At 67.2% G+C, this 25,483-nt stretch carries 22 protein-coding genes and 2 tRNA genes; 20 read left to right on the top strand and 4 right to left on the bottom strand.

Annotated features, from left to right (window positions below; genetic code table 11):
* Window positions 1-5: 5 nt before the first annotated feature.
* From recF to MOM01_RS01085, 15 genes are all read left to right on the top strand, one after another.
* A complete protein-coding gene (recF, locus tag MOM01_RS01155) occupies window positions 6-1,238 on the top strand; it encodes a DNA replication/repair protein RecF (RefSeq protein WP_241383549.1) in 1,233 nt (410 codons plus the stop codon).
* On the top strand, window positions 1,235-1,795 hold the full coding sequence (locus tag MOM01_RS01150; RefSeq protein ID WP_241383548.1) for a DUF721 family protein: 561 nt from the start codon (window positions 1,235-1,237) through the stop codon (window positions 1,793-1,795). Before recF ends, MOM01_RS01150 begins: the two co-directional genes overlap by 4 nt.
* Window positions 1,796-2,011: 216 nt before the next feature.
* A complete protein-coding gene (gene gyrB / locus MOM01_RS01145) occupies window positions 2,012-4,048 on the top strand; it encodes a DNA topoisomerase (ATP-hydrolyzing) subunit B (RefSeq protein ID WP_241383547.1) in 2,037 nt (678 codons plus the stop codon).
* Window positions 4,049-4,415: 367 nt separating this feature from the next.
* Window positions 4,416-8,003: an ATP-binding protein gene (locus MOM01_RS01140; protein WP_241383546.1), complete on the top strand. Its 3,588-nt coding sequence runs from the start codon at window positions 4,416-4,418 to the stop codon at window positions 8,001-8,003.
* Complete coding sequence (locus MOM01_RS01135; protein WP_006550917.1) at window positions 8,000-8,416, top strand: roadblock/LC7 domain-containing protein; 417 nt, start codon at window positions 8,000-8,002, stop codon at window positions 8,414-8,416. The genes MOM01_RS01140 and MOM01_RS01135 overlap by 4 nt, the downstream gene beginning before the upstream one ends.
* A 13-nt stretch (window positions 8,417-8,429) precedes the next feature.
* A complete protein-coding gene (locus tag MOM01_RS01130; protein ID WP_068159286.1) occupies window positions 8,430-8,804 on the top strand; it encodes a DUF742 domain-containing protein in 375 nt (124 codons plus the stop codon).
* Window positions 8,805-8,817: 13 nt separating this feature from the next.
* Window positions 8,818-9,372, top strand: a complete 555-nt coding sequence (locus MOM01_RS01125; protein ID WP_016691076.1) for a GTP-binding protein — start codon at window positions 8,818-8,820, stop codon at window positions 9,370-9,372.
* Window positions 9,372-10,187 (top strand): MHYT domain-containing protein, encoded by an 816-nt coding sequence (locus tag MOM01_RS01120; protein ID WP_241383545.1) that lies wholly within the window; start codon window positions 9,372-9,374, stop codon window positions 10,185-10,187. Before MOM01_RS01125 ends, MOM01_RS01120 begins: the two co-directional genes overlap by 1 nt.
* 163 nt (window positions 10,188-10,350) lie before the next feature.
* Complete coding sequence (locus tag MOM01_RS01115; RefSeq protein WP_374112241.1) at window positions 10,351-11,178, top strand: MHYT domain-containing protein; 828 nt, start codon at window positions 10,351-10,353, stop codon at window positions 11,176-11,178.
* A gap of 129 nt (window positions 11,179-11,307) precedes the next feature.
* Window positions 11,308-12,141 (top strand): MHYT domain-containing protein, encoded by an 834-nt coding sequence (locus tag MOM01_RS01110; protein ID WP_241383543.1) that lies wholly within the window; start codon window positions 11,308-11,310, stop codon window positions 12,139-12,141.
* 148 nt (window positions 12,142-12,289) lie between these two features.
* Window positions 12,290-14,794 carry a DNA gyrase subunit A gene (gene gyrA, locus MOM01_RS01105; RefSeq protein ID WP_241383542.1) on the top strand — a complete coding sequence of 835 codons (2,505 nt, stop codon included), beginning with the start codon at window positions 12,290-12,292 and terminating at the stop codon, window positions 14,792-14,794.
* Entirely contained in the window at window positions 14,795-16,090 is a 1,296-nt protein-coding gene (locus tag MOM01_RS01100; protein WP_241383541.1) for a DUF3566 domain-containing protein, read from the top strand.
* Between the two features lie 75 nt (window positions 16,091-16,165).
* Window positions 16,166-16,239 (top strand) — tRNA-Ile (locus MOM01_RS01095).
* A 138-nt stretch (window positions 16,240-16,377) separates the two neighbouring features.
* A tRNA-Ala gene (locus tag MOM01_RS01090) sits at window positions 16,378-16,450 on the top strand.
* Between the two features lie 98 nt (window positions 16,451-16,548).
* Window positions 16,549-16,986, top strand: a complete 438-nt coding sequence (locus MOM01_RS01085) for an SAM-dependent methyltransferase (RefSeq protein ID WP_241383540.1) — start codon at window positions 16,549-16,551, stop codon at window positions 16,984-16,986.
* A 36-nt stretch (window positions 16,987-17,022) separates the two neighbouring features.
* Here the strand turns inward: MOM01_RS01085 and MOM01_RS01080 are convergent, their stop codons facing one another.
* Genes MOM01_RS01080 through MOM01_RS01070 form a run of 3 tightly spaced genes read right to left on the bottom strand, consistent with a single transcriptional unit; the run spans window position 17,023 to window position 19,434 of the window.
* Complete coding sequence (locus MOM01_RS01080; RefSeq protein WP_374112240.1) at window positions 17,023-17,595, bottom strand: TetR/AcrR family transcriptional regulator; 573 nt, start codon at window positions 17,593-17,595, stop codon at window positions 17,023-17,025.
* Window positions 17,596-17,626: 31 nt separating this feature from the next.
* Window positions 17,627-18,307, bottom strand: coding sequence for an ABC transporter ATP-binding protein (locus tag MOM01_RS01075; protein WP_241383539.1), 681 nt, complete (start codon window positions 18,305-18,307; stop codon window positions 17,627-17,629).
* Window positions 18,304-19,434 (bottom strand): ABC transporter permease, encoded by a 1,131-nt coding sequence (locus tag MOM01_RS01070; protein WP_241383538.1) that lies wholly within the window; start codon window positions 19,432-19,434, stop codon window positions 18,304-18,306. The genes MOM01_RS01075 and MOM01_RS01070 overlap by 4 nt, the downstream gene beginning before the upstream one ends.
* A gap of 151 nt (window positions 19,435-19,585) precedes the next feature.
* Here MOM01_RS01070 and MOM01_RS01065 point away from each other — a divergent pair, with 151 nt between their 5' ends.
* From MOM01_RS01065 to MOM01_RS01050, 4 genes are all read left to right on the top strand, one after another.
* On the top strand, window positions 19,586-20,089 hold the full coding sequence (locus MOM01_RS01065) for a hypothetical protein (protein ID WP_241383537.1): 504 nt from the start codon (window positions 19,586-19,588) through the stop codon (window positions 20,087-20,089).
* Between the two features lie 76 nt (window positions 20,090-20,165).
* A complete protein-coding gene (locus MOM01_RS01060) occupies window positions 20,166-20,684 on the top strand; it encodes a copper chaperone PCu(A)C (RefSeq protein ID WP_241384024.1) in 519 nt (172 codons plus the stop codon).
* Entirely contained in the window at window positions 20,677-21,852 is a 1,176-nt protein-coding gene (locus MOM01_RS01055; protein ID WP_241383536.1) for a Dyp-type peroxidase, read from the top strand. Before MOM01_RS01060 ends, MOM01_RS01055 begins: the two co-directional genes overlap by 8 nt.
* Window positions 21,853-21,897: 45 nt before the next feature.
* Complete coding sequence (locus MOM01_RS01050; protein ID WP_241383535.1) at window positions 21,898-22,875, top strand: R2-like ligand-binding oxidase; 978 nt, start codon at window positions 21,898-21,900, stop codon at window positions 22,873-22,875.
* Window positions 22,876-22,879: 4 nt separating this feature from the next.
* Here MOM01_RS01050 and MOM01_RS01045 read toward each other — a convergent pair whose 3' ends face one another.
* Window positions 22,880-23,977 carry a hypothetical protein gene (locus MOM01_RS01045; protein WP_241383534.1) on the bottom strand — a complete coding sequence of 366 codons (1,098 nt, stop codon included), beginning with the start codon at window positions 23,975-23,977 and terminating at the stop codon, window positions 22,880-22,882.
* 210 nt (window positions 23,978-24,187) lie between these two features.
* On the opposite strand from MOM01_RS01045, the gene MOM01_RS01040 reads away from it, so the two are divergent.
* Window positions 24,188-25,480, top strand: coding sequence for a lipase family protein (locus MOM01_RS01040; RefSeq protein WP_241383533.1), 1,293 nt, complete (start codon window positions 24,188-24,190; stop codon window positions 25,478-25,480).
* Window positions 25,481-25,483: the final 3 nt, after the last annotated feature.

The raw sequence follows: 25,483 nt of genomic DNA, 5'->3' as shown, positions 1-25,483 counted from the left end.
AGCCCGTGTACGTTCGTACTTTCTCGTTGCGCGATTTCCGTTCGTGGCGAACGGTTTCCGCTGATCTGTCGCCGGGTGCGACGGTGTTCGTCGGACGTAACGGGCACGGGAAGACCAACCTGCTCGAGGCCCTCGGGTATCTGTCGACCCTCTCGTCGCACCGGGTGTCCTCCGACGCTCCGTTGCTGCGTGCCGGCACGTCACGGGCGTTCGCCGGGGCGGTCGTCGTCAACAACGGCCGTGAACTGGGCGTCGACATCGAGATCAACGAGGGTAAGCAGAATCGGGCGCGCATCAACCAGTCGCCGGCCCGCCGGCCGCGCGAGATCCTCGGCATCCTGCGCACAGTGCTGTTCGCTCCGGAGGATCTCTCCCTCGTCCGCGGCGACCCGGGAGACCGGCGGCGGTTCCTCGACGAACTCCTCAGTACACGATTTCCGCGGATGAGCGGAGTCCGCGCCGACTACGACAAGGTGCTGCGCCAGCGGTCCGCACTGCTCAAGACCGCGGGAGGCGCTCTTCGGCGCGGAAGTCGGTCGAGCGACGGTGCGAGCGCCCTGGCGACTCTCGACGTGTGGGACGGTCATCTCGCCGCACACGGAGCGGAGTTGCTCGCGGCGCGGATCGCGTTGCTCCACGAACTCGCTCCGCACGTGGCCGAGGCGTACCGGTCCATCGCACCCGAGTCGCGCCCGGCGAGCCTGCGTTATCGCAGCAGTCTCGGGGACGCGCTGCCCCCGGAGTTCTCCGATCCGGCCCGCACACCCGTCCCGGACGATCGGGAGTTTCTCGAGACGGTCTTCCTGCACCGTCTCGCGGAGGTGCGGTCCAGGGAGGTCGAGCGAGGAGTCTGCCTGGTCGGGCCGCACCGCGACGATCTCGACCTTCTTCTCGGAGATGAGCCTGCGAAAGGCTATGCGAGCCATGGCGAATCGTGGTCGTTCGCTCTCTCCCTGCGGCTCGGCGCCTTCGCGCTCCTGCGCGCCGACGGCACAGATCCGGTGCTCATGCTCGACGATGTCTTCGCCGAGCTCGATCGTCGCCGGCGGTCCGCTCTCGCCGAGGTGGCAGCGACCGCCGAGCAGGTGCTGATCACGGCAGCCGTACCCGAGGACGTGCCGGCCGAACTGAACGGAGCGCGGTTCCCCGTTCGTGCCGAAGACACCGAAGAAGGTCGTATCTCTGTGCTGGGATCGATACGACCGGAGACGGACCCGATCACCCGGGAGGTCGGATGAACGACGAACAACCAGGCCAGGACGGCGGCCCGGCCGCGGAAGGACCGGAACTCAAAGGAATCGACCTGGCTCGTCGCGCGCTCGAGGAAGCTCGAGCGGCGGCGAAGGCCAACGGCAAGTCCGTCGGTCAGGGACGGGCGTCCCGCGGACCGCTGCGACCGAAACGCCGGCGTCGAGGCTGGTCGGGGCCCGGGCCGGACGAACGCGACCCCCAACCGCTCGGCTCCCTCACACGCTCGGTGGCCAAGCAGCGCGGATGGTCGGCGCACGTCTCGGAGGGCACGGTTCTCGGGAGCTGGGCTCGTGTGGTGGGTGACGACATCGCCGGCCATGCCCGGCCGACCACGCTGCGCGAGGGTGTCCTGCACGTCTCGGCCGAGTCCACAGCGTGGGCGACGCAGTTGCGGATGATGCAGTCCCAGATCCTCGCGAAGATCGCCGCTGCGGTGGGGCACGGCGTCGTCAAGGAATTGAGGATCACCGGTCCGACGGCGCCGAGTTGGCGCAAGGGCGAACGGCACATCCGGGGTCGTGGCCCACGCGACACCTACGGCTGAGGCGCGAAGCGACGTCGCACCGCAGGGGCGACGATTTCCGGGCAGGATAGGAAATCACACAATGCGATGCGCGTCCGTCCCGCTACGGGGACGCCAGAGGTGTGAATCACTGCTTTCTGTGTCCTCCCGGGCAGTGGGTCACCGGACACGTAGGATGGACAGGAATGCGTCGCGCGCGTGCGCGGGGCCGAGGCGGAGAAGGAGAGCTACCCACCCGTGGCTGCCCAGAAGTCGAACAACAGCAACAGTGACTACGGTGCGTCGTCCATCACCGTCCTCGAGGGACTCGAGGCGGTACGTAAGCGCCCCGGTATGTACATCGGTTCCACCGGTGAGCGCGGTCTGCACCATCTCATCTGGGAAGTCGTCGACAACTCGGTCGACGAGGCCATGGCCGGTTACGCCTCCAAGGTGGAGGTCACCCTTCTCGCCGACGGTGGTGTCCAGGTCGTCGACGACGGCCGCGGTATCCCCGTCGCCATGCACGCCTCGGGTGTGCCCACCGTCGAGGTCGTTCTCACCCAGCTCCACGCGGGCGGCAAGTTCGACTCCGACGCGTACGCGGTCTCCGGTGGTCTGCACGGTGTCGGCATCTCGGTGGTCAACGCCCTGTCGACCACTCTCGAGGTCGAGATCGACCGCGACGGCTACCACTGGGAACAGACCTACACGAACTCCAAGCCCGGCGAACTGGTCAAGGGCGAGGCGAACAAGCGCACCGGTACCACCGTCCGCTTCTGGCCGGACCCGGACATCTTCGAGACCACGACGTTCAACTTCGAGACCGTCGCCCGTCGCCTGCAGGAGATGGCGTTCCTGAACAAGGGACTGACCATCACACTCACCGACGAGCGGGTCGCGCCCGAAGAGGTGACCGAGGAAGACGTTCCGGAGACTGCCGAGGCCCCCAAGACCGCCGAGGACGAGGCCGTCGAGGCCGCCGAACCCGAGGTCCACAAGGTCAAGGTCCGCACCTATCACTATCCGGGTGGTCTCGAGGACTACGTGCGGCACATCAACCGCACCAAGTCCCCGATCCACAACTCCGTCGTCGGCTTCACCGCCAAGGGCACCGGCCACGAACTCGAGGTCGCGATGCAGTGGAACTCGGGGTACTCCGAGTCCGTCCACACCTTCGCCAACACCATCAACACCCATGAGGGCGGCACGCACGAGGAAGGCTTCCGCGCGGCACTGACCACCGTCGTCAACCGCTACGCGAAGGAGAAGAAGCTCCTCAAGGAGAAGGATCCGAACCTCACCGGCGACGACATCCGCGAGGGCTTGGCAGCAATCATCTCCGTCAAGGTCGCCGAGCCGCAGTTCGAGGGCCAGACGAAGACCAAGCTCGGCAACACCGAGGTGAAGTCGTTCGTGCAGAAGGCCTGCAACGAGCACATCTCGCACTGGTTCGAGGCCAATCCGGCCGACGCGAAGACGATCGTCACCAAGGCCGTGTCGTCGGCCCACGCGCGGGTCGCTGCACGCAAGGCCCGCGAACTCGTCCGCCGCAAGAGCGCGACGGACATCGGCGGACTGCCCGGCAAGCTGGCCGACTGCCGCTCGAAGGATCCGAGCAAGTGCGAGATCTACATCGTGGAGGGCGACTCCGCGGGTGGTTCCGCCAAGTCGGGCCGCGACTCGATGTACCAGGCGATCCTCCCGCTGCGCGGCAAGATCATCAACGTCGAGAAGGCGCGCATCGACAAGGTGCTCAAGAACGCCGAGGTCCAGTCGATCATCACCGCGTTCGGCACCGGCATCCACGAAGAGTTCGACATCGCGAAGCTGCGCTATCACAAGATCGTGCTGATGGCCGACGCCGACGTCGACGGTCAGCACATCGCGACGCTCCTGCTGACGCTGTTGTTCCGCTTCATGCGCCCGCTCGTCGAGGAAGGTCACGTCTTCCTCGCACAGCCGCCGCTGTACAAGCTCAAGTGGCAGCGCAGCGAGCCGGAGTTCGCGTACTCGGACCGTGAGCGCGACGCCCTGCTCGAGGCGGGCCTGGCCGCGGGCAAGAAGATCAACAAGGACGACGGTATCCAGCGTTACAAGGGTCTCGGTGAGATGAACGCGAAGGAACTGTGGGAGACCACGATGGATCCGAGCGTCCGCGTCCTGCGCCAGGTGACCCTCGACGACGCCGCCGCGGCCGACGAGTTGTTCAGCGTCCTCATGGGCGAGGACGTCGCGGCACGACGAAGCTTCATCACCCGCAACGCGAAGGACGTTCGCTTCCTGGACGTCTGACGACCACCGCAGTGCGCACTGCTGTGCGTCTGCGAGAACGACCCGTGCGCCCCTGCTGTGTCAAATTTCACAGCGGGGGCGCACGGCCGTGAGAAGAAGGCTCCGAGACGCCGTTAGCCTTCCTCCTTACCCGTGAGTACACTCCTATCGGCCATTTGTATGTGTGGCTGCCGACCAGGGGGCCAGGGCAGCAGCACACGGAGGCGGAACAGAACCTCTCTTCCGTATCCGCTGTATGTCCCGCTATGGTGCCCTCACCCGAAACGTCTCGTTCGACTGCATTCGATCGAAAACGCGCTCATCGGAGTGCAGTGCCGGCTGGTGCTCGTCGCCTGGCGCGAACGGGGTGGAAGGAGAGCTGTAATCCATGAGTGACAAGTCGCCGCCTCGGCAGCGGTGGTGGAACATCGAGGGGTGGGGTCTTCGCAGGAAGGTCACTGCCGTTCTCGCTGTCCCTGTGACCGTGGCCATGGTCCTCGGTGGTCTCCGGGTCGAGAACGAACTCAGCAACGCTGTTCACTTCTCCTCGGCCGCCGACCAGGTCGCAGCCGTGCCGGACATCGTCGAGTTCTCGACGGCGTTCGCCACCGCTACGGCCAGCGCTGCCGCCGGAACGGTGACTCCCGAAGAGATGGCGCGGCTCGGTGACGCCTTCGGCACGATCGCCACGGTCACGGAGAACCCGGAGCTCGATCCGGCGGTGACCTCCGATCTGAGCCGTACCGCTGCCTCCGCGCAGTCGCTCTACGCCAAGATGCAGGCCGGTCCCGTGCCGATCGAGGAGATCAGCGGGGTCACCAGCGAGGTGCGCGAGAGCCTCAACCACATCGTCGAGGCGATCCTCGACGAGGTCGACGATCGCGAGATCCTCACCTACGGCGACCAGCTGATCAACGCCTGGTACTCGCAGCGTTACCTCTTCGGCCAGGTGATCGGCCTTCTCCAGCTCCTCGCCGATCCGACGCAGCCCGGCACGGCCCTCGTCTCCGCCTCCGGCGCCGAGCTCGCGATGCTCGATCTGCTCGCGCGGTCCTATCCGATGGCGGACACGCAGATCTCCGAACTGCGTGCCGGCGTCCAGGAACGCGCCGACATGGTGGCGGCAGCGGGGGAGGGCCCGATCCCGATCCTCAACCTCCGCGCGTCGCTGCTCAACAGCGTCGACATCTACGGCGGCATCATCGACGAGGCTTCCACCCGGGTCAGTACGTCGGTCCAGGACCGCGCAGCGGAAACCCGTTCGGCCGCGCTCCGAGACACTGCGATCGTGCTCGCTGCGCTGCTCGCGGCCCTCGTGCTCGCCCTGCTCGTCTCGCGTTCGCTCGTCGGCCCGATCCGTCGCCTCCGCTACGGCACCCTGAAGGTCGCCCGCCAGGAACTGCCCGAGGCGATCGACCGCATCAAGGTCGGCGACAACATCGAGGACATCGAGTTCACCCGAGTCCCCGTGCACACCACCGAGGAGATCGGTCAGCTCGCTCGTGCCGTCGACGACATGCACGGGCAGGCGCTGCGTCTCGCCGGCGAGCAGGCCCACCTGCGGCTGCAGATCAGCGACATGTTCGAGACGCTCGCGCGGCGTTCGAAGTCCCTCGTCGAGCAGCAACTCGGCCTCATCGAACGGCTCGAGTACGAGGAGAAGGATCCGGCTCGACTCGAGAGCCTGTTCCGCCTCGACCATCTCGCCGCTCGTATGCGCCGTAACGGCGACAACCTGCTGATTCTCTCCGGTACCCGGATGCGGCGTGGCCACTCGGCGCCCGTGCAGCTCGGCGACATCCTGCGTGCCGCGATGTCGGAGGTCGAGGACTACCAGCGCGTGCAGATCGGATCGACACCCGATGGTGCCCTCAGCGGCGCGGTCGCGACCGACATCGTGCACCTGCTCGCCGAACTGGTGGACAACTCGCTCCGGGCGTCCCCGCCGGACAGCAATGTCACCTTCAGCTTCGCTCGCGCCGTCGACGGTGGCCTGCTCGTCGAGATCGCCGATCGCGGTATCGGTATCCCGGCCGACGAACTCGATATCATCAACCAGCGTCTGGCCAAGGGTGGCGAGGTCGGACCGGACACCGCGCGTCACATGGGCCTGTTCGTGGTCTCGCGACTTGCGGAGCGGCACGGTCTCACCGTGCGCCTGCGCCCGACCTTCGACACCGCCCGAAACCCGGGTATCACTGCGAGCGTGCACATCCCGGACGTCTTGCTGGTCTCGCCGCTGGCGTTGTCGCACACCGGGCCGCAGCCTCGGATCGAAGCGGAGCCGGAGGAACACTCGGCCCCGCAGGCGCTCGCCGCGCCTGCCGCCCGGCCGAGCCTGCCGGCAGCGGAAGACGACCAGGACCATTTCTCGTCGTCGCCCGCCCGTCCGGAATGGGCCGAGCAGCCCCGCGTCGAGCAGCCCCGCGTCGAGCAGCCGCGCGTCGAGCAGCCGCGCGGCGAGCAGCCGCGCGTCGAGCAGCCGCGCGTCGAGCAGCCTGCAGAGATGTACGCGAACGATTACGGGAGTCGTTCCGGTGCCACCGAGGCGAAGCCGTCTTACGTGAGTGAGCGTCCGGAGGAGCCGAAGCGCGAGTCGGGACGAACGGAGTTCACGCCCCCGCCGGCGCCGGTCTCCCGCGATCTCGGCCCCTCGGGTCTTCCGCAGCGCCGCCCCGGCGGCACTCCGGGCCTGCCCACGCGTCAGCCCGGGGAGACGCCCGGGTTGCCCACCCCGCCGCCGCAGCAACCGCAACCGCGGCGGATCGAACCCGATGCCGCAGCGGCATTCGCCTCGGCCCTGCCGCCGCGAGGGGCACGACGAGCGCCGGAGGACACCCAGGGACACCACTCGTCGAGCGACGGCCGGAACGGATCCGCATCGCGACCGGACGCCGAGTCCGAACGCCAGGAAGGCTTCACGGGTCTTCCTCAGCGGCGACCCGGAACAACTCCGGGGATCTCGTCGCCGTCGACCGAGTCGACTCGGGCACCTCAGCACGATTCCGGATCGTTCCGTGCCCCGCAGCAGAGCTCGGCGCAGCAGGCTCCTGCCCCGCAGCAGCAGTCCGCACCGTCCGGTCTTCCGCAACGGCGACCGGGATCCACACCCGGCCTTCCGAATCGTGGTGCCGGTTCCTCACCGTCGATCCAGCACAATCGGCACCAGTCGCCGGCGGCACCGCCCGCGAATGGCGAGACTTCCGGTCGTTCGGATCTGCCGCAGCGCTCCGACCTGCCGCAGCGTTCGGATCTGCCGCAGCGTTCGGATCTGCCCCAGCGCGCACCGCAGCAGCGTCCGCACGGGGGAGAGCAGCCGCAGGGCGCCACACGAGGACTGCCACAACGTCGTCCGGGGAGTACACCGGGCCTGCCTCGACGGCAGCCGGGGAGTACGCCGGGCCTGCCCCCGCGCCCTGCCGCTGCGTCCACCGGTCCTGAGTCCGGCACGGCAGCAAGCGCGTCCGGTCCGAGCGTCGCCGATGGTGGATCGATCTCGCCACACAGCGATGCGCAGCAGGCAGCACGGCATCGTTACCGGACGAACTCGGCGAAGACGGCGTCGTTCTTCCAGCCCCGGCCCGATCTCGCGTCGGCCCGGCCGCAACCGGCGAACACACCGATCTTCACCACGATGATGTCGGATTGGCTCGTCGACCCGACGAGCCTTCCCGAGGACCGCAGGAAGCGTGAGTGGCGGTCCGTCGCGGATGCGGGCTGGGAAGCAGCGCAGCGTGCATCCGAAGCGCCTGTGGAGGAGCACACCACTGCTGGTCTTCCGCGGCGCGCCCCCGGCGAACGTCTCGTGCCGGGTGCCGTACGGGCACCGGCGACGGGTGAGTTGCAGACGACCATTCGACGTCGTGACCCGGAAGCCATCCGGGCCAACTTGAGTCGCCATCAGCAGGGCGTCCGTAACGGACGTGCCTCGGCGAATTTCAGCAATCGCGAGAACGATGAACAGGGAGTTCGATGAATATTGATCATGGATCCGACGCAGCTCGTCCATTGGACTGGTTGGTTTCCAACTTCGCGCGCGAAGTCCCAGGTGTCTCGCATGCCGTGCTCGTGTCCGCGGACGGCCTCCTCATGGCCGCCAGTGCCCACCTCCCGGTGGATCGTGCAGAGCAGCTCGCTGCGGTGACCTCGGGCCTGGCGAGCCTGTCCAACGGTGTGTCGCAGTTGTTCGACGGTGGCGGTGTGCTCCAGTCCGTCGTCGAGATGCAGCACGGTTACCTGTTGCTGATGAGCGTCGGTGACGGTTCCCACCTCGCGGCTCTGACCGCCTCCGAGTGCGATATCGGACAGGTCGGCTACGAGATGGCGCTCCTGGTCGATCGAGTGGGTGCTTCGGTCGAAGCCACTCCGCGGGTCGGTCTAGGGTCCTGACGTCGAGGTGGCCATGGAATCGCGGAAGCCGGAGTCGGTGCCGGACCAGCCCAGTCTGGTCCGGCCCTACTCCCTGACTTCGGGACGTACGAGTCCTGCGGTCGAACTGGCGTTGGAGGCCTTGATCCAGGCCATCCCGGGTACCGACGATCGGGCCCGGGACCTGGACAACATCAACGCCACGATCTTGGAGCTGTGCAAGGAATCTCCTTCCGTCGCGGAAATTGCCGCGCGGGTGGGAGTACCGATCGGCGTGGCACGTGTGCTCGTCGCCGATCTCGTCGAAGCCGGACACGTACAGATCCTGGCCACGCTGAAAGACGATTCGAGCGACGCGGAGCGTCGTGAGCTGATTGAAAGGGTCCTCAGTGGACTTCGCGAACTCTAACGCCACGAAGCGCGTGACCTCGACCAAGATCGTGATTGCCGGCGGCTTCGGTGTCGGCAAGACGACACTGGTCGGGGCGGTGTCGGAAATCGTGCCGCTTCGTACCGAAGCGCTCGTGACGAACGCCAGTGACGGCGTCGACAATCTTTCTGCGACACCGCAGAAGGCCACTACCACGGTTGCCATGGACTTCGGTCGTATCAGCCTGGCCGACGACCTCGTCCTCTATCTGTTCGGCACGCCGGGCCAGCACCGTTTCTGGTTCATGTGGGACGACCTCATCCGTGGTGCCATCGGCGCCATCGTGTTGATAGATACCCGTCGCCTGGACGAGAGTTTCGCCGCCGTCGACTTCTTCGAGGCGCGCAACCTCCCGTTCATCGTTGCCATCAACGAATTCGACGACGCTCCCCGATATCCCCTCGAGGACATCCGCCAGGCCATGGCGATCTCCGCGGACGTGCCGATCGTGTCGATCGACGCCCGCGCACGGGAGTCGGCCAAGCAGGCACTGGTCACCGTCACCGAATACGCGCTGCGGAAGTTGCACCAGCCGGTGACCCAGTAATGGGGGAGGGTCTCGAACTCTTCACCATGGGGTCGTGGGTCACGGCCCTCGCGTACCTGACCTCGACGATCGGGGTGTTCGTCGGGGGCACGGGTGCTCGACGGGTACGTACCACCTCCACCGAGCGATTGCGTTCGTACTGGATGATTCTCGCCGCGTTGGTGAGCGGCGGAGTGGGTGTCTGGCTCGCGATGTTCCTGCCGATGGCAGGTTTCACCGTCGAGGGCAGCGTGGTGAGGTACGACGCGGTCACCATCGGGTTCTCGATGGCCGTCGCCCTGGTGTCGGTCTACATCGCCTTGCTCGTGGCGATGCCTTCCGACGGGCCGGGGACTCTCGGTCGCACGGTCACCGGTGCCCTCGTCCTGGGCGCCGGCCTGGCGACCGTGCCGTTCACGATCCTGGGAGCGGTGCGGATCCAGGGGGATCTGTCGTTCGAGCCGGTGTGGATCGTTGCGGCCGTGCTTCTGGCGATCGTGACGGCCGTCGGCTTCCTGGCCCAGGTGAAGACAGCGGACTCGTGGCCCAAACGCTTTCTCGTCAGCGCACTTGCAGGCGCTGCGGTGATCGCGGTGCACTTTCTCGCCGCCGCGTCGGTGCGGGTGAGCATCGACCCCGCCGTCGTGGTGACGGGTGGGATCGAGGTGTTCTCGATTCTGTTCCCGCTCTTCGTCGTGGGTCTGCTGTTGCTGGCGGTGCCCATCGTCGTGGTGCTGCAGGCGCCGGATCGTGTCGCAGCCGCATTGGAGGCCGAGTCCGAACGCTGGGCGGAGGACAGTCCCGCCGATCCGGTCCAGGGTCGAATTTCTTCCTGAATATCTTGTTTCCCAACACATCTGGATAATGCGTCAGATGTGACGTAGGCTTACCCGAAGCGTCGGGGGTCGCTGTCGGTACATCCGGCACGACACGGACCGATGCGTCGTGCGTGCCGCCTGCTCTGGGAGACGCATGACGCACGAACTTCACCATTTCTCTATGGGGGCATGGGTTTTCGCCCTTGCTTATCTCACCTCGGTGATCGGCTCCTATGCCGGTCTGTCCTGCGCCCGCAAGGCCGTGAACGCGTGGACCCCGGTCGCCCGTACCCGATGGACTCTCATGGCCGCGCTGTCGATCGGCGGCGTCGGAATCTGGTTGATGCACTTCATCGGAATGATGGGCTTCGACGTACCCGGCTCCACCATCAGATACGACCTCGGATTGACGATGCTGTCGGTGGTCCTCGCCGTCGGGGCAACCCTGTTCGGGCTCTGGATCCTCGATGCCGACGTGTCGTGGTTACATGCGGCGCCGTCGTCCGTCCGACTCCTCGTCGGCGGCGTGACCATGGGATTCGCCGTCGCAGGTATGCATTACAGCGGGATGGCAGCGGTACGTATCCAGGGAGATCTCGAGCAGGGGCGGACGTACGTCGTCGCCTCGGTGACGATCGGTGTGGTGGCCTCCGTTGCGGCACTGTGGTTGTCCCGCGTGGCGGAGCGACCGGCTGTGCGGATCCCCGCGGCCGCGGTCATGGGCTGCGCGGTCGTCGCGCTGCACTACACGGGGATGGCGGGAGTCGCCGTGACCGTCGATCCGGCTGCTCCCAACCCGGAGGGCATGACCATCATGACCCTGTTGTTCCCCGGCTTCATCATCGGTGTCGTGTTGCTCGCCGTACCGGTGGTGGCCCTGATGGCAGCATCGAGCGACGGGGATCTCGCGCAGGAGCGGGAGATGGCAGGTTGGCTTGGCCGGGATCTTTCGGGGGAGCCCGAGGATCGTGCTGTACCACGAAGGGCGGCAGGAGGATCGCTGAAGTGATGTGATCCTGCCCAAATGCGATAAGGTGTCTTACGCTGCTTGACAGTCGGGGTGCAGCTCGCATCGGGTAGGTCGTGGCGCGCGCCCTCCGAGCGCGGAGGTGACAGCGCGCCGCTGTGAGGGCATCACGTGTCACACGACGTACACCACTTCTCGATGGGGTTGTGGGTCTTCTTCCTGTCCTACACCACCGCGGTCATGGGATCCTTCGTCGGATTGTCCTGTGTCCGTAGGTCGCTCGACGAGCCTCGGCGTAGCGGCAACTGGTGGTTGCTGATGGCCTCGCTCTCGATCGGCGGTGTGGGCATCTGGCTCATGCACTTCATCGGCATGATGGGTTTTGCGGTGCCGGGCACGACCATCCGGTACAGCCTGGCCCCGACCGTCTTCTCCGTGGTCCTCGCCGTCCTCGCGACCCTGCTGGGATTGAGGATCGTCGACGTTCACGCCGTCAGTACCCGCAGTGTGCCCGAATGGGTGCGGCTGCTCGTCGGTGGTCTGCTGATGGGCGCTGCTGTGAGCATGATGCACTACAGCGGGATGTACGCCATCCGTATCCAGGGCACGATCGAGCACGAGATCGGGTACGTCATCGCTTCGGTGATCATCGGTGTCGTGGCCTCCACGGTCGCGCTCGCACTCGCCCGGCGTACCCGCCGGATAGGGATCCGGGTTGCCGCGGCCTTCGTCATGGGGTGGGCCGTCGTGGCGCTGCACTACACGGGCATGGCCGGCGTGCGCGTCGAGCTCGATCCGAGCGTGCAGGCGCCGGAGGGCATGACCGTGATGTCGATGCTGTTCCCGGCCTTCGTTCTCGGCATCATCGTGCTGGCCGTACCGATCACCGCACTGCTGCTCGCACCGGATCCGGAGGACGCCGTTCGCGACGCCCGGCTCGAACAGTGGGCGTCGGAGGTGGAACGGCAGGTGGAACGCGACAGGGTGGCCGGATCGCAGATGTGAACGGTCCGTTCGGGGGAGAACTCGGCCTGTGAAGTGCCTGTCCTTCTCGGCACCAGCTGACCTGCACCTATAGACTCGTGTGGTTGCGAGACGTCCGTCGGGCCGAAGGCCGGATCCGGGCGTGCGAGCCGAGTAGAAGAAGGAGCTCATGACCGACACCACGTTGCCTCCGGAGGGGCCGGGGCACGACCGCATCGAGCCCGTCGACATCCAACAGGAGATGCAGAGCAGCTACATCGATTACGCGATGAGCGTGATCGTCGGCCGCGCCCTGCCGGACGTGCGTGACGGTCTCAAACCGGTGCACCGTCGCGTGCTCTACGCGATGTTCGACAACGGCTTCCGTCCCGATCGCGGGTACGTGAAGTCGGCGCGCGCGGTCGCCGAGACCATGGGCAACTATCACCCGCACGGTGACGCCTCGATCTACGACACGCTGGTGCGCCTGGCTCAGCCGTGGTCCATGCGCTACCCGCTCGTCGACGGCCAGGGCAACTTCGGTTCCCGCGGCAACGACGGCGCTGCCGCCATGCGGTACACCGAGTGCCGGCTCACGCCGCTCGCGATGGAGATGCTGCGGGAGATCGACCACGAGACGGTCGATTTCCAGCCCAACTACGACGGCCGCACGCAGGAACCGACGGTTCTCCCCAGTCGTATCCCCAACCTGTTGATCAACGGTTCGGGCGGCATCGCGGTCGGTATGGCCACCAACATCCCGCCCCACAATCTGCGTGAGGTGGCCGAGGCCATCTACTGGGCGCTCGAGAATTTCGAGGCCGACGAAGAGACCACCCTCGCCGCCGTGATGGAGCGGATCAAGGGACCGGACTTCCCGACGTCGGGATTGATCACCGGTACGCAGGGCATCCACGACGCGTACACGACCGGTCGCGGTTCGGTGAAGATGCGTGGTGTCGTGGAGATCGAAGAGGACTCCAAGGGCCGCGCCAGCATCGTCATCACCGAGCTGCCGTACATGGTCAACCCGGACAACCTCATCACGTCGATCGCCGAACAGGTGCGCGACGGGAAGATCGCGGGCATCTCCGACATCCACGACGAGTCGTCCGACCGAGTGGGCATGCGCATCGTCGTCACCGTGCGCCGCGATGCGGTGGCGAAGGTCGTTCTCAACAACCTCTACAAGCACACGCAGCTGCAGACCAGCTTCGGTTGCAACATGCTGTCGATCGTCGACGGGGTGCCGCGCACGCTGCGCCTCGACCAGATGATCCGGTTGTACGTCACCCACCAGATCGAGGTCATCGTCCGGCGCACGCGGTACCTGCTGCGCAAGGCGGAGGAACGCGCCCATATCCTGCGCGGCCTCGTCAAGGCTCTCGATGCGCTCGACGAGGTCATCGCCCTCATCCGCGCGTCGCAGACGGTCGACATCGCGCGGGCCGGCCTGATCGAGCTGCTGACGGTCGACGACATCCAGGCCGACGCGATCCTGGCGATGCAGCTGCGTCGCCTCGCCGCTCTCGAGCGTCAGAAGATCGTCGACGATCTCGCCGAGATCGAGCGCGAGATCGAGGACTACAAGGACATCCTGGCCAGGCCCGAGCGGCAGCGCGCCATCGTCCGCGACGAGCTGAAGGAGATCGTCGACAAGTACGGCGACGAACGCCGGACGCGGATCGTCGCGGCCGACGGCGACGTCAACGACGAAGACCTCATCGCGCGCGAGGACGTCGTCGTCACCATCACCGAGACCGGCTACGCGAAGCGCACCCGCACCGACCTGTACCGCTCGCAGAAGCGCGGCGGCAAGGGCGTCAAGGGTGCCGAGCTCAAGCAGGACGACATCGTCAAGCACTTCTTCGTGACGTCCACGCACGACTGGCTGCTGTTCTTCACCACGAAGGGCCGCGTCTACCGGGCGAAGGCGTACGAGCTGCCCGAGGCGAACCGTGCGGCACGCGGTCAGCACGTCGCGAACCTGCTCGCCTTCCAGCCGGACGAGCGCATCCAGGGTGTCATCCGCCTCAAGAGCTACGAGGACGCACCGTATCTGGTGCTCGCGACCCGCAACGGCCTGGTCAAGAAGTCGCGCCTGTCGGACTTCGACTCCAACCGGTCGGGCGGCATCGTCGCGATCAACCTGCGGGGCGACGACGAGCTCGTCGGTGCGGTGCTGTGCTCCGCCGAGGACGACCTGCTGCTCGTGTCGCAGCAGGGACAGTCGATCCGCTTCTCCGCGACCGACGAGGCGCTGCGTCCGATGGGCCGCGCGACGTCCGGTGTGCAGGGCATGCGGTTCAACGGCGAGGATTCACTGCTCTCCCTCAACGTGGTCAAGGAGGGCACCTACCTGCTGGTCGCGACGTCGGGTGGTTACGCCAAGCGGACGCCCATGGAGGACTATCCCGTCCAGGGCCGCGGTGGTAAGGGTGTTCTGACCATCCAGTACGACCGTAAGCGTGGCAATCTTGTCGGCGCGCGCATCGTCGAGGACGACGACGAGCTGTACGCCATCACCTCGAGCGGTGGTGTCATCCGCACCGCGGCGAAGCAGGTGCGCAGGGCGGGCCGTCAGACGAAGGGCGTGCGTCTGATGAACCTGGCCGAGGGAGATACATTGCTCGCGATCGCGCGCAACGCCGACGAACCGGACGAGGCCGACGCAGCCGGAGCTAAGGAGTCGTAAGTGAGCACTCCCCAGGGACCGAACGGGGCCGATCGTGGGCAACCCGGTCGGAAGCCGGAGGACCGCACAGAGCACGAGGTGAAGCCCGAGAGTTCGGGACAGCCGCAGGGGACGGGATCGCAACAGCAGCCGGCACCCCAGAACCCGTCGACGCAGAACCCGTCGCCCCAGACCTCGTCGGCGCAGGCACAGGTGTCGCAGCCGCAGGGGCAGTCCGGTCCTGTGGCGGGGGCGCCGCAGGACCAGCGCGGTGGAGAACCTGCGGCGAAGCCGGCGACCTCTCCGAGTTCGGCCGGGCAACCTGCGCAGGATCGGCCGGTCGCCGAGCCGACGTCGAAGGCTGCCCCGGCGAAACCGGCCCAGGGTGACTCCGGGAAGCCCGGCGCGTCCGGGGCCGGACCCGCGGCGGACGGCAACAGCGGCCGGACGGCGCCGGCGGAGAAGCCCTCCGCCGATGCCGGACAGTCCGGCCAGATGCCTCGTGCCGGTGGCCAGACCCCTCCGTGGCAGCGCGGCACGGCCGGAGGGCAGCAGTCCGGTATGCCGCAGAACGCCCCGCAGACGAACGTTCCCGGTGTAGGCCCGGGCCTCTCCAAGCCGGGCGCCGCTGCTGCTGCTCAGCGCCCCGGCGGTGCCTCCGCGGCGGGCAAGGGAGGCTCGACCGGGGGAACGAACCCGTCGACTCGCCCTGTCGTGACCGGCACGGCAGCGCCGGGGGCCGGAGCCGGTGCGCGGGCGGCAGCCGAACGCGCGGCTGCCGCGAAGGCGAAGTCCGCAGTGATCGACGGACCGACCCGGCACATCGAGCGCAAGGATCTCGCCAAGGACCTGCCGGATCTGTCCGCGGTGAAGCATCCGTCACCCTCTGCGCCGACCACGGGGGAGACCCCGCAGGTGGCTGCACCCGTCACCGCCGCTCCTACGGTGATCGCCCCCACCGGACCGTTGCGGGCTACCGTGCAGATCCGCCGTATCGACCCGTGGTCGATGCTGAAGGTCTCCTCGGTGATCTCGGTGTCCCTGTTCTTCGTGTGGATGATCGCGGTGGGTCTGCTCTACGGCGTCCTGGCGGGCATGGGGGTGTGGGAACGCCTCAACAGTGCGTTCACCGACATCGTCTCCGACGCCGGTAGCGGTGCGCTCATCTCGGCGGGGCAGGTGTTCGGATACGCGACGATCATCGGTGTGGCCAACACCGTGCTTCTCACCGCGCTCGCGACTCTCGGCGCGTTCATCTACAACCTCTGCACCGATCTCGTCGGTGGTGTTCAGGCCACCCTCGCAGACCCGGACTGACCTGAACGAATGTTGCCCCGCCGAGGCGATTTGTTTCTGGCTGCTTCGGTGGGGTAATGTTCCATCTCGGTTCGAGGGCCTATAGCTCAGGCGGTTAGAGCGCTTCGCTGATAACGAAGAGGTCGGAGGTTCAAGTCCTCCTAGGCCCACTCCCCGTGCCGGAAGGGTGATCGGAATGAGGGTTCTCGCACTCGTGGGAACCGGCTTTCTGATCGTTCTCGGACTCGCCCGGATGCTTCGGAGCGACGACGAATGGCACGCGGTTCCCAGCCGTTGATTCGGCGGACGGGGCCTTAGCTCAGTTGGTAGAGCGCTGCCTTTGCAAGGCAGATGTCAGGAGTTCGAATCTCCTAGGCTCCACAACACAATATGCAGTTGGAGGGCGTTTTCCGGGTAGCCGGGAAGCGCCCTTCGTTCTTTTCTGCTCGGCCTCCGAAGCATCGGGGGAGACTCGAGGGGTGACGTCTCGTCTCTCCCCACGGCTCGCCGAGATCGTCGCCGCGCTGCCCTTGCAGCCGCAGTCGCGGGTACTGGAGATCGGCTGCGGTCCCGGCGCTGCGGCACGCGCCGTCGCCGACCGGTTGTCCACAGGACACATCCTCGCGATCGACCGGTCCCGGAAGGCGATCGACCAGCTGACTGCCGCGTCCGGAGAGTTGATGGCGTCCGGCAGGTTGAGGGCGCGCTGTGTCGCCGTAGAGGACTTCGTGATGGCCGAGGGTGAGGAGCCGTTCGACCTCGTGTTCGCGATCAGGGTCGGCGCACTCGACGGTCGGCACCCCGTAGCGGGCAGGACCGCGATGGAACGGATCGCGGCTGCGACACATCCGGGTGCACGACTGTTCGTCGACGGCGGTGATCCGCTCCGGGAGCTTCCGATCCCGAGGCTGTCGTGAACGATCCCGAACCAAGATGCCGTTTCACGTGAAACATCAGGGCAGTGCGGTGGTGAGCACTCTGCGCACCGACGCGCGTACCTCGTCGAAACTGCGGCCGGCCTCGATCAACTCGGTGCCCTTGTGCACCAGCGCGGTGACGAGTTCCGCGTCGAGTTCGGGGTTGTCATTTCCTCGCGCCCGCAGCGCGTCGACGAGGGGGAGGACCAGATCCTGATGCATGGCATGCATGCTCTCGTCGCTGAAGGCCTGAGGGGTGAAGGTCGCCAGCGCGCCGACGATCGCGTGTTCGCCTTCGGCGACCAGCTGCAGATTGACGTCGATGTACGTCAGCACCCGCTCGGTCGGATCGGACACCTTCTCCATCGCCTCGACCACGCGCGCGTTCCATCGCGGGAACATGTCGACGACGACGGCGCGCAGCAGATCGTCGCGGGAGTCGAAGTAGTTGTAGACGCTCGAGCGGGCGAGGCCTGCCCGCTGCGCGACGTCGCCGAGGGAGGGCGCATGTTCGGGTGCCTCGGCGAGAAGTGCGAGCGCTGCATCGAGGAGGGCGCGGCGCTGCGCGGCACGATGTTGCGCCACCGTCGCTGCGGAAATCTTCGGCACCGCCGGCCCTCCTCGTTGAGCTGTCGACCTGTCAGGCGTGGGGTCGAAGTTTCCCGTCGATCATCTCGAGTACGCGGTCGCAATGCGGCAGCACTTCGTGGTCGTGGGTGACCATGATCGTAGCCACTCCGGACGCGTGGGTTTCCTTCGCCAGCAGTTCCACCACTTCGTGGCTGCGTTTGCGGTCGAGTGCCGCAGTGGGCTCGTCGACGAGCAGCAGCGACGGGCCGGCCATCAGCGCCCGCGCGATGCCGACGCGCTGACGCTCACCTCCGGAGAGTTGCCCCGGCCGGCGGTCGGCGCGGTGATCCATGCCCACCGACGCGAGCAGTTCGTCGGGATTCCGCATCTTCCGGCCGGTGATCTTCCCGATCAGCACCAGCTGGTCGCGTGCTGTGAGAGCGGGAAGGAGGTTGCCGGACTGGAACACGAAACCGATCCGTTCGCGGCGCAGTTTCGCCGTCGCGCGACGGTCGAGGGCCGTCAGGTCGGTGCCGTCGACCCGTACGGTGCCGGACGACGGGCGGCTCAGGCCACCGGCGACGGCGAGCAGCGTCGACTTTCCCGCACCGGACGGGCCGACGACGGCGACGAGCTCGCCCGGTGCGACCTCGAGGTCGACGTGGTCGAGGGCCTGGACCGTGCTGTCTCCGTCGCCGAAGGACAGGGAGACGTCGGACAGTTGGAGGCCGGTTGTGGTGGTGACGGTCATCGGTTCTCTCCCAGAGCAGCGAGTGGATCGACGCGGACGATGCGGACCACCGCAAGGGCGGCGCCGAGCAGGCCGAGGACGACGAGCAGGACGGCGCCCTGCAGGATCGGTCCGGATTCGAGGACGAACGGCATGCCGCTGCCTTCGAGCCCCGATCCCAGTCCGAGACCCACGAGCACGCCGAAGGCGACGGAGCCGACGAGCACGATCACCGCCTGCAGGAGTGCGTCGCGCAGCAGGAATCCGGTGGAGGCGCCCATCGCGCGCAGGACAGCGATCTCACGGCTGCGCTGCACGGTCCAGATCGTGAAGAACGCGCCCACGACCAGGGCGGAGATCGCGTAGAGGAAGGCGGTGATCATCGACATCGTCATCATCTCGGCGCTGTAGCCGGGCGACGAGTCGAAGGATTCCTCGAGAGTCTTCGAGTCCGTGCCGGCTGCCGAGTCTCCGGCAGCGAGGTCGGGCAGTGCTCCGTCCACACCCTGGACGGCCACCACGCTGGCTTCGGTGTAGGCGGAGGGGGGAACCGGTTCGCCGAGCCGGACTCCGGCGTGGATCTCCTGCCACGTTCTCAGGGGCAGATAGGCGACGTCGACGTGGCCGAAGGTGTGCTTGTCCGCGGTGAAACCGACGACGTCCAGTCGAGTGCCGAGGCGGTCGATGACGATGCTGTCGCCGATGGCGACGCCGCTGTCGCGTGCACTGTCGCTGAGGATGACGTCGGTGTCGCCGGCGAGCGGCGCTCCCTCCGCGGCGGCCGGTTCGAGGAAGGAGCCGGGCCGGATGCCGAACAGGGTGAGATCGACGGGGACGCCGCCGTCGGTCTTGGCGTTGACGATGGTGTTACCGAACAGTTCGGCCTGAGCGACGTCCGGGCGCTCGCGCCATGCGTCGGCCTGGTCCTCGGTGACGACGGAGCGTGAGAATGCCGAGTCGGTCTTGGTTCCCTGTGCGAAGGCGAAGGCCTGGACCGGGGTCCGCTGCAGGGCGGAGACACCGTCGACGAGGAGTCCCGACGACAGGCCGGACAGGATCACCATGAGGATCGAGATGAGCGCGACGACGGCGCCCATCAGCAGGAAACGTGTGCGCGCGAACCACAGTTCGCGCATCGCAAGAAACATGTGAAGTCCTTCGGGGGTTGGACGGGGCTGTGCATCCGTGCCGCCGATCTTCTCGACGGACTGTCGATATCTTACCGACACCGTGTCGATATCTTTCGTGATGGTTACTACATCGCGTAGTAACTCCAGGTGAGCGCAGTATTCTTGCCTCATGGCTGCTGACATGAAGACCGTGATGCGCATGCGCGCGGTGTTCGTGTCCGGAATCTCGGCCTCGCTGAGCATCGCGGCGCACGCTGTCGGAGGAGGCGCCGTTCCCCATCAGGACGCCCTGGTGCTCCTCCTCGGTGTCGCCCTCGTCGCAGGTGTCCTGGCGGCGGAGAGCCGGGTTCCTGTCCCGCTCCTGCTCGTGCTGGGCCAGATGGCGGGACATCTCGTCCTCGGCCTCCACGACGGCCACCTGCACACCCCCGGTCCCGGGATGCTCGTCGCCCACGCCGGCGCCGTCGTCGTGGCGGCACTTCTCGTACGCGCTGCGGAGAAGGGGTGCGGTGCAGCGCTCGCAGTGCTGCGGCGGCTGGTTCCTCAGGAGTACCGCGCGCTGCCGGTGGCGGTCGCCGAGCCCGTCCGCACGGTCTACCGGCCGCGGGTCGGGCCCGGGGCCCGGCTCGTCGGCGGCACCGGCAGCCGCGGACCTCCCGTCGTTCTCCGATAGACCGACCCACTCGGTCGCCGCCCTCGGCGACCGTTCCTTCCGCGTGCCCACCGGGCACCGCCATCTACGGAGAATGATGAAGAAGACCCTGTTCGGCGCCGCGGCCCTCGCGACGGCGCTGCTCGCCGCTGCCTGCGGATCCGGCTCCACCGACACCACCGACACCACGACCTCCGCGGACGTCGTCGTCGTCTCCGACGCCTGGGTCAAGGCCTCGGACACGGGGATGACCGGTGCCTTCGCCCGGATCGAGAACGCCGGCGACAGCGAGGTGCACGTCGTGGGCGCATCCAGTCCGGCGTCCGCCACCACGGAACTGCACGAGATGGTCTCCGCCGAAGGCACCTCGATGGTGATGCAGGAGATGGGCGACGGGCTCGTGATCCCCGCGGACACCACCCACAGCCTCGTACCCGGCGGCGATCACCTCATGCTCATGGACCTCACCGAGCCGCTGCGCCCCGGAAGCGAGGTGAGCTTCACGCTCGAGTTCGCCGACGGCTCGACGGAGGAGTTCACCGCGCAGGTCCGCGACTTCGCCGGGGCACAGGAGGAATACGTGCCGTCCGACGACGGAGCAGCGCACGGTGGCTAGCTTCAGTCGACGTACTCTGCTCGGCGGCGGTGTCGCCGCACTGGGCGCCGCCGGACTCGGTGCGGTCGGCGGTGGTGCCGCGGTCGCGGCCCGGGCACCCGAACCCACCGGCTCGCAGACCGTCGCGATCCACGGCGACCATCAGGCCGGCATCGAGACGCCCGCCCAGGCGTTCGCCGCGTTCGTCGCACTGGATCTCGTGGACGGCGTCGACCGGGACGGTCTCGTCGGGATCATGAAGGTCTGGGCCGAGGACTCCCGGCGGCTCACCACCGGCGTCCCGGCGCTGGGCGACACCGAACCCGAACTCGCCGTCGATCCGGCACGTCTGACGATCACCGTCGGGTACGGTCCTGCGGTGTTCGACGCCGCGGGCCTGACCGACCGGCGTCCCACGTGGCTGAAACCGCTCCCGGCCTTCTCCGTCGACCGTCTCGAAGATCGATGGTCCGGGGGCGACCTGCTACTGCAGGTGTGCGCGGACGACCCGGTAACCGTCTCCCACGCGGTTCGTACCCTCACGAAGAGCGTGCGATCGCTGGCGACGGTCCGCTGGACCCAGCGCGGATTCCGGTACGCATCGGGGACTCGGCCCGACGGGTCGACGATGCGCAATCTCATGGGGCAGGTGGACGGAACCGTCAACCCCACCCCGCAGAGCCCGGACTTCGACCGGCAGGTGTGGAATCCGGGTGATCCGGAGTGGATGGCCGGCGGATCGTCGCTGGTGCTCCGCCGCATTCGCATGGAGCTCGACACCTGGGACGAACTCGACCGCCCGGCACGGGAACTCGCCGTCGGCCGCAGACTGTCGAACGGAGCGCCCCTGACGGGCTCCGAAGAACACGACGATGCCGACTTCGAGGCCACCGACCGGTTCGGTATCCCGGTGATCCCACCGGAATCGCACATCGCGAGGGCCCGTCCCCGCACCGGCGACGAGCAGTTCCTGCGTCGCGGCTACAACTACGACGATCAGGACGGCGCGGGTCTGTTGTTCGCCGCCTACCAGGTGGACGTGGATCGCCAGTTCGTTCCGGTCCAGCAGCGTCTCGCGGATCACGATGCGCTCGCCCCGTGGATCACTCCCATCGGGTCGGCGGTCTTCCTGATCCCCCCGGGATTCGGCCCCGAGGGCTACCCCGGCGACACGCTGCTGAAGGTCTGACGAAAGCCTCGGACGTATCCGGACGCGAGGTCTAACCTCGAATGTGTGACCGAGATTACACAGACACGTCAGGGCTTCGCGTCGTTGCGGGAAGGCGGCCTGAACTGGGACGCCTTCCCGCTTCGTCTCTTCGCCAAGGGCAATGCGGGATTCTGGGATCCGATGGACATCGACTTCTCCCGCGATGCGGACGACTGGGCCGCCCTCGACGACGAACAGCGTCGTAGCTCCACCTACCTGGTGGCACAGTTCGTCGCCGGGGAGGAAGCCGTCACACAGGACATCCTGCCGTTCCTCCGGGCGATGGAGTCCGAAGGGCGTCTCGGTGACGAGATGTACCTGACGCAGTTCTGCTTCGAGGAGGCAAGGCACGTCCAGGTGTTCCGCCGGTGGATGGACGCCGTGGGACTGGTCTCCGATCTCCACCCGTACGTCGCGGACAATCCCTACTACCGGCAGCTGTTCTACGAGGAACTCCCGCACAGCCTCCGGGTGCTCGAACACGATCCCTCCCCGGCGAACCAGGTCCGCGCGAGCGTCACCTACAACCACGTCATCGAGGGCAGCCTCGCGCTGACCGGCTACTACGCGTGGCAGAAGGTGTGCATGAAACACGGGATCCTGCCAGGCATGCAGGAACTCATCCGCCGGATCGGTTCCGACGAGCGCCGGCACATGGCCTGGGGGACCTTCACGTGCCGACGGCATGTGGCAGCGGACGACGCGAACTGGGACGTCGTGCTGCAGCGGATGGGGGAGTTGTTACCCCTCGCGACCGGGATGATCGAGTGGGTCGACGGGCAGTTCGACGAACAACCCTACGGACTCGACAACTCGGAGTTCGTCGCCTACGCCACCGATCGCGCCCAACGGCGTCTCAGCGCCATCGAATCCGCGCGGGGACGTCCGCTGGAGGAGATCGATCTCGATTTCGCGCCGGCCGTGCTCGAGGAACGATTCGGGGACGAGGATGCCGCCGCGCTCGCTGCGGTTCCGCTCGCCGCCCGTCCCCGGGCGGAGTGACCGGTCAGAGAAACACGGCGAAAACGACCGCGAGCAGCACGAGAACGGCGACCGCAAGGATGACGACGGTCCTCGTCCTGCCGGCCTCCCGCGTCTCCGGATCGGCCGACGCGGCGATGAGAGAGCGAGCGGGCAGCTGTTCTTCGTCGTCCTCGTCCTCGGGAACGCGGCGTCTCTCCTCGAGTTCGCGCAGGCGCACGAGACCACCGGTGAGCACGTCGGTCTGGTCGTAGGAGGGCGGTAGCCCGATCCGGGTCTTCGTGGATTCACGTGCGGGAGTGAATCCGGCGGCGAGGATCGCCGCGCCGAGCGCCGCGGTCTGTTCCGGGCCCGGACCGACGAGACTGCGCACGGTGAGCTTGGTGGCGAGACTGTTGGCGATCTCCTGGATGTGGGTGCGGTCGCGCGCGACCAGACCGTCGCCCATGACCACCACGGCCTCGAGATTGCTGGGCATCCAGCCGAACGATCCCAGCGCGGTGGCGAGTTGTGCCGCGGGGGACGCCGCGCCCTTGGCCGGTGTGCGATACGCCTTGCCGGCAGGAACGCCGGAACGCACGAGGGTGACGGTCGAACCGCCGTCGTCGAGATGGAAGACGCCCACGAGCTGTCCTGGGGTCTCGGAGATTTCGGAGGCGTACCAGGCGGCGGCCGCCTGTGCGTCGGAGACGAGATCGACGTGGCGCAGATCCGCGTAGTCCAGGGCGGCGCGCAGGGTCGCCACGGTGACCGGATCCCAGTGCGAAGGATAGGTCGCGGCGTAGCCGGGGTCGCTGTCCCTGTCCATACCCCCGAAGGTCGGCAGAGGGTGGCATTCCGTCAGCAGGCAGTGGATGGCGGTGGCCATGGCATCCTCGGCGCGGTACATGCGGCCGTCGCTCGCGGTGATGCCCGTCGCATCGCCCACCCGGGTGAGGAAGCCTGCGATCGTCCGTGCCTCTTCTCCGCGTGTGACCTCGCCGAGCGATGTGGTGCCGTCGTGATCGACGTGCAGCACGGTGTCCCGCGCGAGGACGACGGGATCGGGAGTGCCGGGTTCGTTGGATGCGATGACCGCCGTGGAGACGACTCGCCCGATCCGGAGGCCGACACCGATCGCCATGTCTTCCCTTCCTCGAGAGGCTGCTCGTCGAGCGTGCCGCCGAGCACCTGCCTCGCTCTGAACGTGCCGGACAAAAGCACCGTATCCGGCGCGGAAGACGATTGTGGCAGACAGGTAGGGAGTACCGACCTTACTCGTCGGTAAGTGCGTGTTACAGTCCGTACCGCAGTGACGAGGGACACACGGTTTCCCGAGGTGGTGGAGGTTTACATGATGGGGCGTGCTCGGCGATGGGCGGCCGTGACGGTGGCGGCGACATTTCTCGCCGGTACCTTTCTCGGAACGGCGGCTACGGCGGGAGCGGAGACCGACTTCTACCTCCCGCCCGACCCCCTGCCGGCCGGTGAACCCGGCGACATCCTCCGGACGGCGCCGTCCGACCTGGCATTGAGGGTGCCCACAGCGAACGGGGCGTTCCCCGGCCAGGGCACCAAGCTGCTGTATCGCAGCAACGACGCGAAGGGCGCACCCAACGCGGTGAGCGGCACGTACATCGAGCCGTCGACCCCGTGGAACGGACCGGGGGACCGTCCTCTCGTCGCGCTCGCGATCGGAACGCACGGCCAGGGCGACCAGTGCGCCCCGTCGAAGAATCTCGGTGCGCTCGTTCACTACAACCCGCCCCTCGACTTCTTCACCGAGTACGAGGTGCTGTCGATCAATGCCCTGCTGGCGAAGGGTATCGCCCTCGTCGTCACCGACTACGACGGTCTGGGTACCCCGGGGCATCACACCTACGTGAACCGGGCGGCCGAAGCGCATGCCGTCTTGGACTCGGTCCGCGCCGCACTGAAACTCGAGAACGCCTCCGTCACGGAGAACAGCCCGGTCGGGTTGTTCGGTTACTCGCAGGGCGGAGGCGCCTCGGGCGCGGCGGTCGAGCTCGCCCCCGAGTACGCACCCGAACTGAACCTCGCCGGTGCGTACGTCGGTGCTCCGCCCGCCGACCTCGTGGCCACGCTGAAGCAGATCGACGGCACACTTCTCACCGGTGCGATCGGCTACACCATCAACGGTCTGAGCGAGGCGTATCCGGAGCTGCGCGACGACATCGACGCCGAGGTCAGCGACCGCGGACGGCAGATGCTCGCGGCGGTGGCGAACCAGTGCGTCCCGGAGACCGTCGCGAACTTCGCCTTCCAGCGGACCAGCGACTACACGCGCACCGGCGAGCCCCTCGACGTCGTGCTCGGCCGGATGCCCGAGGTCCAGAAGATCCTCGAGGAACAGCGCATCGGCACGCGCACCCCGGCCGTGCCCGTCCTGCTCCAGCACGGCACACAGGACGACACCGTCCCCTACGGCCAGGGCCGCGAGCTCGCGCTGAACTGGTGCGATCAGGGCGCGACCGTGCAGTTCCTGCCGAACACCACGCCGCCGGTCCTTCCGGGATTCCTCGTCAACCACGCAGTTCCCATGATCGCGGGTCTGCCCGACTCCGTCGCGTACATCGACGCGCGACTGCGTGGTGAGCCGGCACCGTCCAATTGTGGAAGCTTCTGACAC

Source organism: Rhodococcus sp. CH91 (assembly GCF_022554085.1).
GTDB lineage: Bacteria > Actinomycetota > Actinomycetes > Mycobacteriales > Mycobacteriaceae > Rhodococcus.
This window is presented reverse-complemented; position numbering and strand designations above follow the sequence as displayed.